Source organism: Pontibacter qinzhouensis, assembly GCF_008017455.1.
GTDB lineage: Bacteria > Bacteroidota > Bacteroidia > Cytophagales > Hymenobacteraceae > Pontibacter > Pontibacter qinzhouensis.
In genome coordinates this window covers 1-11,515 of sequence record NZ_VRTY01000144.1, presented here as the reverse complement: position 1 = coordinate 11,515, position 11,515 = coordinate 1, and the positions used below count along the sequence as shown (strand labels likewise).

The following is an 11,515-nucleotide window of genomic DNA, read 5'->3' as shown; positions in this document are numbered from 1 at the left end:
CCTTGATGTTTCGGCAAATGCTTCGTGCCGAACCGCCTGCAGATTGCCATCTGTTGAGGAACCGAGTTGTACTTTTTGAAGTGTGGCAGGCCGGTGCCCAAACGAGAACATTTGTTGCCGCGTGAGCACCAGCTTTACCGAGCGTTTCAGGTGTAGGGCGGCCATTACCGCCAAAAACAGCTGGTATTGCGGCCGCAGCCCCGAACCAAAGGCACCTCCTACAAACGGCGAGAGCACCCGTGCCTCTTTCTCCGACAAGTCGAAGATCTGGGAGATGTACTTTTTGCTGTTTTGTACGCTTTGTGTCTTGTCGTACACGGTCAGGGTGCCGTCCTCTTCCCAAATGGCAACAGAAGCATGCATCTCCATCGGGTTGTGATGCTCTGCCGTATGGAAATAACTCTGCTCTACTTTAACTGCCGCACCGGCAAAAGCTTTGTCAGCATCGCCTCGCTTTTCGGGTGGCGGCTGCGACTTGTACTCCTTCGGCACGTAGGCTTTGTTTTGGTTGGCAAGCAGATCGGTGGTATGTGGCTCCTGCTGGTACTCCACTTTAACCAACATGGCTCCGTACCTGGCCTGCTCCAGCGTTTCGGCTACTACCAGGGCAATGGGTTGCTGGCTGAACTGAATTTCGTTGCTATAGAGCGGCCGGAACGGAGAACCTGGCGGCGAGTCCTCATCCTGGTAACTTTTATCGAACCAGGCGGTTTGTGGTCGGTTCTCGTGCGTAAAAACATGCACCACACCCGCTACTTTTAAAGCTTGGCTGGTATCTATGCTCTGAATAGTGCCTTTGGCAATCTCGCTGGAGACGACGTAGGCATGTAGTAATCCTGTTGTCGTAAACTCGGCAGCATAACGGGCTTCGCCGGTTACTTTTGCTTTGCCGTCTACCCGGCTTTCGGGTTTGCCATTATAAGTTGTTTTCATACCTGGCTGCTATATGCTTATTCGGTTTTCTCCTGGTTTTACTTAAAATGGCAGGCTACATAACTTTGTCTAGGGTAATAGGCAGGTCTCTTACGCGTTTACCTGTGGCATGATAAATGGCATTGGCAATAGCCGCCGCTACACCTACCAAGCCTATTTCTCCCAGGCCTTTCACACCAATCGGGCTTGCCACCTTGTCCTGCTCCTCTACAAAAATGACTTCAATATCGCGGATGTCGGCATTAACAGGAACATGGTACTCAGCCAGGTCGTGGTTCATAAAACGACCAAAAGTATGGTCCATAAACGTGTCTTCCTGCAGTGCCATCGAGATGCCCCAAACCACGCCACCCAATATCTGGCTATGAGCTGTTTTAGCATTCAGAATACGACCACCTGCAATAGCGCTTACCACCCGTTTTACGATAATGGTGCCCAGGTCTTCGTCTACATGAACCTCCACAAAAACAGCAGAATGGGTGTTACGGGCATAGCGGCTTTGCTTCAGCAGGTTCGGCATCGCCGTTGCTTTCTTCTCCAGTACCTTCAGGTCGTTTTGCTGCAGAATGGTTGTAAGTGCAATGCTAACTTCCGGGTCATTTTTTAAGATCATGTTGCCGTCCTCGAACAGCACATCGGCCAGCTTGGCTTTGGCGAAGGGAGAGTTCTTTAGGTTCCGGGCAAGTTTCAGCAGGTTCTTTTGCAGCTTCTGGCACACATACATTACCGCTGTGCCAACAGAGGCTGCCGTGGCCGATCCTCCTTCCAGCAACGATAATGGCATGGAGCTATCGCCGAGCTGGGCTGTTACCTGCTCCAGTGGCAGCCCCAGGGTTTCGGCGGCTATTTGCGTCATAATGGTGTAAGTGCCGGTACCTATATCGGCGGTGGCGCTGCTTACCGTTAATTTTCCATCTGCTGTGAAAACTGCCTTGGCCCTGGCGGGTAGTTGCATGGCATCCCATATGCCGGTGGCCATGCCGTAGCCAACCAGGTTATGGCCTTCCTGCATGGAGCGTGGCTGCGGGTTCCGCTTATCCCAGCCGAAGCGCTCGGCCCCCTGTTGGTAGCAGGCGCGCAGTTCTTTGCTCGAGAATGGCTTTTTAGAGCCGGGTTGGATGTCGGTGTAGTTGCGCAGCCGGAGCTCCAGCGGGTCTATGTTCAGCTTGTAGGAGAGTTCATCCATGGCACACTCCAGTGCCACTACGCCGGTTGCAGCTCCGGGAGCCCGCATATCTAGCGGTGAGTAAGTATCCAGCTTCACAAGTTTGTACTCCAGCTCCACATCATCGCAGGAGTATAGTTTGCCAGACCAGTTTACAATGTTCTCGAGGTAATTCTCGAACTGCGATGTTTCAGAATAAGCCGCATGCCTGATTGCCTGCAGCTTGCCGTCTGGGGAGGCACCTAAAGTCATTGTTTGCAGGGTTATAGGCCGGTGACTGAAAGAGAACATCTGCTGCCGCGTAAGTACTACCTTAACCGACTGCTTCAGCTCCAGCGCGGCCAGCGTAGCCAGGAACAGCTGGTACTGCGGTCTCAGGGCAGACCCAAAGGCCCCACCTATAAACGGCGATAGCACCCGCACCCGATCTTTGGACAAACCGAAAATCATGGCAACGTAGTGCTGGCTGTTCAGTACTCCCTGGGTTTTGTCGTAAATAGTCAGGGTGTCGTCTTTCTCATAGAACACGGTGGTAGCATGCATCTCCATCGGGTTGTGGTGTTCCGCCCCATGAAAATAGCTTTCCTCCAGGGTTACGTTGGCTTCTGCATACGCGGCTTCGAAGTTGCCACGGGAGGAGGGAGGCTCATAGCCAAAGCGCATGCCGCTGGCCTCCTGCGCCTTGTCCAGGTTATCTTCGAGGTTGGTAATGTGTGGCTCCACCTCGTACTCCACCTCTACTAACAGAGAGGCATAGCGCGCCAGCTCAAAGGTTTTAGCTACAACCAATGCGATAGGCTGCATGCTAAACTTTATCTTGTTGTTATAGAGTGGCCGGAAAGGAGAGCCGGGCGGGGCATCCATGTCTTTGTAGCTGAGATCGAGCCAGGCCAGGCGGGGCAGGTTTTGGTGCGAAAACACCTCAACAACGCCATCTAAGGCCAGGGCTTTGCTGGCATCAAGTTTCGTTATTTTTCCTTTGGCTATCCTGCTGGATATGACATAGCCATGCAGATGCTCCCGCTCATTAAACTCCGCTATATATTTTGCTTCGCCTTTTACCTTGGCAGGACCGTCTACGCGGCTCACAGATTTACCAATGTATTTTGTCTGCATCTTATGCTCCCTCCTCCAGTTTAGCGGCTTGTTGTAAAGCCCGTACAATGGCGCGTTTGGCCAACTCTATTTTAAAGGCATTGTATTTAAAGCCTTTGGCTTCTTGTAAAATGGTTTCTGCCACCTTCCGGAAGTTTTCAGTTGTAGCAGGTTGGTTGGCAAGCATTTCTTCGGCGGCTGTGTTTCGCCAGGGTTTGTGTGCAACACCACCTAAAGCAATGCGGGCTTCTTTTATGGTGTTCCCGTCCATGTCCAATGCTGCTGCCACTGATACCAATGCAAATGCATACGACTGGCGGTCGCGCAGCTTCAGGTACGTAAAGTTTTTCTCAAAGCCTTTGGCCGGCAGTTCAATGGCTGTAATTATCTCGTCTTCTTTCAGGTTGGAATCTATGTGCGGGGTGTCCCCGGGTAAGCGGTGGAAATCTGCAAACGGTATAGCACGATCTCCGTTGGGGCCGCTTACCTGCACTGTGGCTTCTAAAGCAGCCAGAGCCACGCACATATCAGATGGATGCGTGGCAATGCAATGCTCGCTGGTGCCTAGTATGGCGTGTATGCGGTTAAAACCTTCTTTGGCGGAGCAGCCGGAGCCAGGTTCGCGCTTGTTGCAGGGAGTAGCTTTGTCGTAGAAGTAGTAGCAGCGGGTACGTTGCAACAGGTTTCCGCCATCGGTGGCTTTGTTGCGCAGTTGGGCAGAGGCACCCGCCAGTATAGCATGCGAGAGGAGCGGGTAGCGCTGCTCCACTTTTTCGTTGTAGGCTGTGTCGGCGTTGGTAACCAGTGCGCCCAGTCGTAATCCTCCGTTAGCAGTGTCTTCTATGGTGTTCAGGGCTAACCGGGTAATGTCGACCAGGTGCTGCGGGTGCATCACGTCAATCTTCATCAGGTCGAGCAGGTTTGTGCCGCCGGCAATAAATTTGGCCTCTTTGTTCAGGCTAACCTGCTCTACGGCAGCAGCCACATCTGTGGCCCGGTTGTAGGTGAAAGGTCTCATGCGTTCTGGCTCCTTTCCAGTGCTTCCTGCACCACTTTTACGATGTTAGAATAAGCTCCGCACCGGCATATATTACCGCTCATCAGGTCCCGAATATCATCTAGCGTCTTTGCCTTGCCTTCGTTTATAAGCCCGATGGTAGAGCAGATCTGGCCGGGGGTGCAGTAGCCGCACTGAAAGGCATCGTGCTCTACAAAAGCCTGCTGTACCGGGTGCAGTTGGTCGCCATTGGCAATGCCCTCGATGGTGGTGATTTCGGAGCCGTCGTGCATCACTGCCAGACTGAGGCAGGAGTTAACGCGCTTGCCATCGAGCAGGATGGTGCAGGCGCCGCACTGGCCGTGGTCGCAGCCTTTTTTGGTGCCGGTTAAGTGCAGGTACTCCCGCAACAGGTCGAGCAGTGAGGTCCAGGTTGCTACGGTTAGTTGTTGTTCCGCACCATTAATCTTCAGCGATATTTTTTCGGTAGGCGCTGTAGTAGGAGAATGGTTTGCCATAGTGTTTCGTTTGTTTTTACGTGTTGTAGTTCCCTGTTTCTCACTTAAGCTGAGATTGCACAGGAGTTGTCTGCAGCGATTTTTCCGGTGAGCCTTGCCTTTGCGCCAACATGTGGCCAGCAAATTCTTGTACCTGATTTTAGTTGTTGCAACGGTTGTAAGAAAGAAATACGGGTAGCAACATTTTATTGTTAAAGCCAGATGCCGGAAAAGTGTCATTTTTTAGGTGCAGTTGACCTGTACGCGGCAGGCTTTGGCGAAAATGCCCTATAGAAACAGACGTGTGGCAGGATCTGATGCGCAGCAGATGCAGACCTACCGGTTTGCGGTTTGTACGAGGGGGTACAGGTAAGGCTATAGTTTAATGAGCCTGTTTCTCTTGCAGTAGGCTTATGTAATATTTAAATATCTGGTAAAGTATCTATTTACTTATGAAGCAGCCAGACCTGGAACATGGCATTTTTAAATTTGTATTTACCAAGTCTCTCCGTGTAATTTGTTCACACCAGAAATCCCCTTTTATGCCCTTGAACCTTGAAGTGTAAAAATACTTACCGAAGGCCTTTTTCATTCAAATAATTGGTAACCTACAACAGGTGCAGCAAACGTTTTAATACCTATCATATGCTTTCGGAAAAAATATGCAACTGCAGGTAATTTAACATCTCATTTAAGATATCTTGTTTAAACTACAGTATAGTAGTTGTTTTGATTGTAAAGAGCTGAACTTTAAATAATTACTTAATAAATAATTAAAATAAAATTTTGCTTTTCATATATTTACAACGTATATTCACATTATTGTTCCTGATCATAAAGCTCTACGCGCGTATCAGCTAATGCTACCTTAGGTTCCGGGTACCCTTTACATACCTGCTCCTGTCGAAGGATTCTGCACCCATCCTTCCATCTCGTGATTTTTGCTGGCTTTTGTTTTACTGTAAGCATGTATGCTCATTGGAGCATAGCAGGTTTTCTTTGTATCCGCCAAACCCCAAGCCTTTTCAAGCTATGAAGCAACCTGATAAAACCCTTCTCTACTTTAGGAAGGGGGGGACTGCTTTGTTCCGGCTTCGTGTTGCTGCACCAGCTATAAAATGGTATGGGGCATGCGTGCGTGCAAAGAGATTCCCGGAAGCACCTTTATAAGAAGGACATATTTGGTGATTAGGTGGAAAAACAGGATGCTTTAATGCAACCAGGAGCATACTTAACCATGGCTATTCCAAGCCAAAGAACATCTTACACCTGTTCTGCCACCGGAGCGAAGAGAAGCGCGCAGTAATAGGCTCTTGTAACTGATTTGTTTGTTTTGAATACCCTAACCCACAACTCTATGAAAACAGAAGACTTTACCACCAACAATGGCTTTGTGCAAAATGAGCTGGAGTCTCTCCGCGATCACCTGAAAAATAAGAAGTTTTCGGATGTAGTAGACGAGGAAGGCAACCAATATGTAGACCTCGTGATGGAAGGAGGCGGCATGCTCGGAATTGCCCTGGTGGGCTACGTGTATACACTGGAGCAGTTCGGTATTCGGTTTTTGCAGTTGGGCGGAACCTCGGCAGGCTCTATCAATGCCTTGCTCATGGCTGCGGCCGGACCCAAAAACAAGCCTAGCAGCGAGTGGCTCCTTGAAATTATGGCCGAAAAGGATTTTTACGATTTCGTGGATGGCGATTCCGATGCCAAAGATTTTATAAAAGCTGTTACCTCCAAAAGCCGCGCCCTGAAACTAGCCTGGAAAGGGGCGCAGGTAATCGATAACATCCGGGAAGATTTTGGCCTCAATCCGGGTTCCAACTTTCATAACTGGATGAGTGAGCTGCTGAAAAAGAAGAATGTAGATACTCTGGCCAAGTTAAAGGAACTGCGCAAGCAGGGCAACGACATGCTCCGGTTACGCGATGGCACGCCTTATGCGGCGGCTGATGCAGGCCGCTTTGCTCTTGTAGCAGCCGATATCACCACCCAAACCAAAGTTAATTTTCCGGAGATGTCTGACCTGTATTGGGCAAACCCAGACCAGGTAAACCCTGCCGACTTTGTGCGGTCTTCCATGTCTATCCCGTTCTTCTTCCACCCGTACCGCCTCAGGAACCTTCCGTTCGGCGAGAAGCAGCTCGAAAAATGGCGCAAGGTAGGCTATAGCGGTAATGTGCCAGATGAAGTTTTTTTTCTGGATGGCGGCATAAACTCCAACTTCCCGATCGACCTGTTCCATAACCATAACAAAGTCCCGAACGCACCTACCTTCGGCGTAAAATTGGGCGTAGACCGGCACCACCCCCGCATCATCCGCAAAGTGCCCGACCTGCTCGGTGCCATCTTCGACTCTGCCCGCCAAACCCACGACTTCGACTTTATCTCCCGCAACCCCGATTACAAGCACCTGGTGCATTGCCTCGACACCGCCAGCTTTAACTGGCTCGACTTTAACATGCCTGATGCCGAGAAAAGGCGCTTGTTCGAAGTAGGCGTGCGCGGTGCAGCTACCTTCCTGACCAGGTTTAACTGGGAAAAATATAAGCAACTGCGTCAGGAACTGGTTCATGTAAACAAAGCATCTGCTGAAATGGATGCACAAATGCCTACTCCCGATCCGCTATTAGCAGACGTTAGCCCAAACTAATACCTGTAGCTGGTGCCAAACAACCCGACAAGGCTTGGCGACCCTTGAGCAAAAACAGACGTTTTGGCTTTGGAAGGCTATTTCCATTAGAATAATTGCTGGTAGCGTGCTACTGAACCTACGTGATCTGGGGAATACTCAGGAGGTGCGTTTTTGTCCTACGTCTGTTGCTTTCTATAACAGGCAGTAAGGCTGTTTCTGGTTATGTAAAATTAAGCTGCTGTTTGTATGATCAGCGAATCCCTGAGTTTTTTGGCTGTCGAGTTAAACAAGTTCTTGAACCAGAAGCTTGGGGCCACCACCGATGCCCGCCTGGTGCTGGGGAATATTGCCAAAGCCGCAGACGGTGACCAGGGGCAAAACTCGCTGGTGAACAGAACCGTGCTCTCGCTCATCAATATAGAGGAAGACAAGGTGGCCAAGGTGCGGGAGAACTACCGGAAAACAGACACGAGCGTGTTATATAAGAACCCGCCCCTGTACGTGAACATCTACATCCTGCTGGCCGCCAACATGAACACCTACTCCGACAGCCTGCGCATGATCACGCTGATTATGCAGTTCTTCCAGTCCAACAGCTTTTTTACGCCGCTCACACACCCCAGCCTCGACAGCAGAATTCTGCAGCTTCATGCCGATTTATTCTCGCTCAACTTCGAGCAGATAAACCACATCTGGAGCACCCTGGGAGGGAAATACATGCCCTCTGTGATGTATAAAGTGCGGCAACTCACCGTGGAAGATGAAGACGCTGTAGCCACTGAAGGTAAACTGATCGAAACCATTATCACCGAAACTTCTTCTATTCACAGATGACGCTCCGTTACCAGATATTATTCTCGATCGAGGTGCTGCACGATTATTTCGGCAGCGGCAAATGGAAAGAGGTGCTGTTCGTGCCGCTGCCCGAAACGGCGCGTCTCCTGAAAGAAAGTGGCTGCCTGCTGCGGCAGGTCGAGAACCAGTTGCTGGTGGTGGTCCGCCTGGATGCCGCCCATAAACCGGTAGCGCTGCCGGAACTATTCACCCGCTTCTCCTTTATGCTGCAGCCACAGTCGCCGAACTATGTAAACTTTACCAACCTGCCGCTGCCCGAAGCTGGCTTTAAGTGTTTCTGGTTCAGCAACCTGAAAGGCAGCAGCACAGGCACTGTAAATTATCTTACTGCGCCCATCGGCAGCTACAGCAACACAAACAGCTACAAACCCGGAGAGTTCGCCAAGGGAACCAATGGCAAAACCTACGAAGCCATTAAAAAGAACAGCGGCAACCAACAACCCAACAACAGCCAGGCCGCAAAAGATTTCTGGGTGTTGCGCGAGGAAAAGCAGTTTGTGAGTGGCGAGGATACTGTGGTAACAGAAGCAGGAGAAACATACCCGATTGTACTGGCAGGGCCGCACCACGCCATTACAGCGGCGGCTCCGGCTACCGTGCATGAGGTAAGCCTGTTTGCCTATCAGGCTCCCAACGGCAACTATACAAAAAAAATGGCAAGCCAGCGTGTCTCTTTCAATGAGCCCCACGACCAGGTGCCCGTAGATTTTAGGAAGCTTCCGGCGGGTTTATATAAAATTTCGGTAAATGCCGAAACACATTTTGTGTACTACCCGGCTGCAGCAGAGGTGGCCGGTACTCCCATGTTCCTGGACCTGTATCACCTCCCGCAGGACCAGCCGCTCTCTTTTCTGAAGCCGGACGGCACTTTAAAGAATATTAAGTTCACCCTTCACTTTGGCAGCAGGAGTGTGTACTGGCGCTACAAAACCCGAACCGAAGACATCGACACCATACACGACAGCAGCGGTGAGTTTACTTTTCAGCAAGCTGGCCTGCGGCAGTTTATCTCCCTTAAACCGATCCCGTTATCAGACCAGCCCCGCAAGACCCTGAGTGGCAACACGGGCACGCTGGTAGTGGCCTCCCCCTTACCTAGTCCGCGGGGCGACCGGCTGCTCGATAAACAGGAAGAACTATTTACAACAGAAACGTTCATCAACTTCTAACTTAAAAGATCATTATTATGGCTACTGTATATAAAACTCCTGGTGTTTTTGTCGAGGAGATTGCCAAGTTCCCGCCATCGGTAGCGCAGGTCGAAACTGCCATCCCAGCCTTTATTGGTTATACCGAAAAGATGGATGAAATAACCAAAGGCGACCTGCTGCTGAAGCCCAAACGGATTGGCTCTCTGGTAGAGTATGAGTTATTTTATGGAGAAGGTCCATCACCGACCATCACCCGCATTGACCTCGACGATGCCAATAACTTTAAGTCGGCGGATGTAAGCAACACCAAATTTATGTACGATAGCCTGCGCCTGTTTTTCGCCAATGGCGGGGGCGACTGCTACATTATGGCGGTGGGCCTTTACGGAGCCACACTCGATGCCGAGGATTTTAAGAAGGGACTGGAGGCATTGATGAAAGAAGATGAACCCACCATTCTGCTCTTTCCGGATGCCGCAAATCTTACTGCCGACAAGCTCAAAGACGTGCAGCAGGCAGCCCTGAAGCATTGTGCCGATGAAATGCGCATGGACCGTGTCACCATTCTGGATCTGAAAGCCGATGATCCGCTTGGCGTTCAGTTCAGGAATAACATTGGCATTAATTTCCTTAGTTACGGCATGGCTTACACGCCCTGGCTTAAAGTATCGCTACCCAAAAATGTGAAGTACAAGGATGTGAATAAAGATGATGTTCTTTTTAGAAGTAACTCCAAAATTTCGCTTAAAGGTCTTACCTCCGATGCTGCCTTACACGAAGCGCTTGATAAAGTAGATCAGGCGTCTGCCGATGTAGCCAGCATTCAGGATAAGATAGAGGCCATTGCTCCTTCTTTCATTCTGCGTGATAAGTTTAACGAACTGATGGCCGACTTTAACACGAATAAGACAGTAAGTGAGGTAGAGGCACTTTTTAATTATCTGGAGGCTATCGGGAAAATGGTGAATACCTTGGTGTCTGGTTCCGAAATTACCAATGCTGAACTTAAAACCACCCTCGAAGGCTATGTAAAAAATACCTTCAGCCCGGCTTTCGCGCATATCGTTGGCCTGGATGCAGAAGCCGCCGCCGATATAGCTGCTTATAGTGTGCAAGTAGATGCGGCCGGCACCTTTGATGCTGGCGCTTGGGAAGGAGTTGTAGGGGCTCCGGCCACTAACCTGATAGCGGGTGCCGACGATGAGGCTTTACTTCAAAGCACAGTTACGCAACTTCAGGCAGCATTTGAGCCTGTTAACAATGCGGTGCTGTCGCTGCTGGTAGGCACGGCCAGCAAACATGCCGAGGAACTGGAGAAGAACCTGGTGAATTCGTTTCCGGTGTATAAGCAGATATTGGCTGGTGTACGAGACAGCCTGGCCGCCATGCCGCCAAGCGGGGCCATAGCAGGTGTTTACGCCATGGTAGACCGCACCCGCGGTGTCTGGAAAGCGCCTGCCAACGTGAGCCTGGCCAATGTGGTAGAACCAGCCGTTACCTTCACCAAGTCGCAACTAGATGCCCTGAACGTAGACGTTACGGCCGGAAAATCGATCAACGCCATCCGCACTTTCTTTGGCAAGGGCACGCTTGTTTATGGTGCCCGTACCCTGGCCGGCAACGACAACGAGTGGCGCTATATTCCGGTACGCAGGCTGTTTGTAATGGTAGAGGAATCGGTGAAAAAGGCAACGGAGCAGTTCGTTTTTGAGCCCAACGATGCCAATACCTGGGTAAAAGTACAGGCTATGATCGAGAATTTCCTGCACTTTATCTGGCGGCAGGGAGCGCTACAGGGAGCCAAGCCCGAACATGCCTTTTATGTAGCCGTGGGCCTGGGCAAAACCATGAACCCGATCGATATTCTGGAAGGCCGCATGATTGTGGAAATAGGCATGGCAGCAGTACGGCCCGCCGAATTCATCATCCTTAAATTCTCCCATAAAATGGCTGAGTCTTAGGGCTTCACCAAATCAGAAATTCAAAATTAGAAATTATAGTTTTGAATGGAGGGTTAGAAGGGGTGTTTCTAAAAGAGACAAACTGAGTCAGATAAGCAATTTAAACAAGCGTTTTCACTTTAAGCAGAAGAACTAATGGCAGATTATCCGCTTCCCAAGTTTCACTTCCTGGTAGAATGGGGAGGAAGCAAAGTAGGCTTCACCGAGGTAACGGGCCTGGACATAC

Annotated in this window: 8 protein-coding genes and 1 pseudogene; 5 read left to right on the top strand and 4 right to left on the bottom strand. The window is 50.4% G+C overall.

The annotated features are described in order from the left end of the window. From FVR03_RS22535 to FVR03_RS22520, 4 genes are all read right to left on the bottom strand, one after another. Positions 1-933 (bottom strand): xanthine dehydrogenase family protein molybdopterin-binding subunit (locus tag FVR03_RS22535; RefSeq protein WP_147924041.1); only part of this gene is annotated, 933 nt, incomplete at its 3' end. A 55-nt stretch (positions 934-988) separates the two neighbouring features. Continuing rightward, the gene (locus FVR03_RS22530) at positions 989-3,214 is read right to left on the bottom strand and encodes a xanthine dehydrogenase family protein molybdopterin-binding subunit (RefSeq protein ID WP_147924040.1); all 2,226 of its coding nucleotides are present in this window, start codon (positions 3,212-3,214) and stop codon (positions 989-991) included. A gap of 1 nt (position 3,215) precedes the next feature. Continuing rightward, positions 3,216-4,211, bottom strand: coding sequence for an FAD binding domain-containing protein (locus FVR03_RS22525; protein ID WP_147924039.1), 996 nt, complete (start codon positions 4,209-4,211; stop codon positions 3,216-3,218). Further along, the gene (locus FVR03_RS22520) at positions 4,208-4,708 is read right to left on the bottom strand and encodes a (2Fe-2S)-binding protein (RefSeq protein WP_147924038.1); all 501 of its coding nucleotides are present in this window, start codon (positions 4,706-4,708) and stop codon (positions 4,208-4,210) included. Before FVR03_RS22520 ends, FVR03_RS22525 begins: the two co-directional genes overlap by 4 nt. Before the next feature lie 1,336 nt (positions 4,709-6,044). Between FVR03_RS22520 and FVR03_RS22515 the strand changes: the two genes are divergently transcribed. From FVR03_RS22515 to FVR03_RS25260, 5 genes and pseudogenes are all read left to right on the top strand, one after another. Beyond that, a complete protein-coding gene (locus FVR03_RS22515) occupies positions 6,045-7,340 on the top strand; it encodes a patatin-like phospholipase family protein (RefSeq protein ID WP_147924037.1) in 1,296 nt (431 codons plus the stop codon). Between the two features lie 276 nt (positions 7,341-7,616). Next, on the top strand, positions 7,617-8,156 hold the full coding sequence (locus tag FVR03_RS22510) for a Pvc16 family protein (RefSeq protein ID WP_187270271.1): 540 nt from the start codon (positions 7,617-7,619) through the stop codon (positions 8,154-8,156). After that, complete coding sequence (locus FVR03_RS22505; protein ID WP_147924035.1) at positions 8,153-9,346, top strand: hypothetical protein; 1,194 nt, start codon at positions 8,153-8,155, stop codon at positions 9,344-9,346. Before FVR03_RS22510 ends, FVR03_RS22505 begins: the two co-directional genes overlap by 4 nt. 17 nt (positions 9,347-9,363) lie before the next feature. Next, positions 9,364-11,289 carry a phage tail sheath family protein gene (locus FVR03_RS22500; protein WP_147924034.1) on the top strand — a complete coding sequence of 642 codons (1,926 nt, stop codon included), beginning with the start codon at positions 9,364-9,366 and terminating at the stop codon, positions 11,287-11,289. A 135-nt stretch (positions 11,290-11,424) separates the two neighbouring features. Next, positions 11,425-11,515: pseudogene (locus FVR03_RS25260) on the top strand (phage tail protein); the annotation flags it as partial.

Bases quoted from the DNA above. Each gene is read 5' to 3' on its own strand.
- FVR03_RS22530 (WP_147924040.1), bottom strand. From the start codon at position 3,214: ATGCAGACAAAATACATTGGTAAATCTGTGAGCCGCGTAGACGGTCCT.
- FVR03_RS22515 (WP_147924037.1), top strand. From the start codon at position 6,045: ATGAAAACAGAAGACTTTACCACCAACAATGGCTTTGTGCAAAATGAG.
- FVR03_RS22500 (WP_147924034.1), top strand. From the start codon at position 9,364: ATGGCTACTGTATATAAAACTCCTGGTGTTTTTGTCGAGGAGATTGCC.
- FVR03_RS22520 (WP_147924038.1), bottom strand. From the start codon at position 4,708: ATGGCAAACCATTCTCCTACTACAGCGCCTACCGAAAAAATATCGCTG.
- FVR03_RS22505 (WP_147924035.1), top strand. From the start codon at position 8,153: ATGACGCTCCGTTACCAGATATTATTCTCGATCGAGGTGCTGCACGAT.
- FVR03_RS22525 (WP_147924039.1), bottom strand. From the start codon at position 4,211: ATGAGACCTTTCACCTACAACCGGGCCACAGATGTGGCTGCTGCCGTA.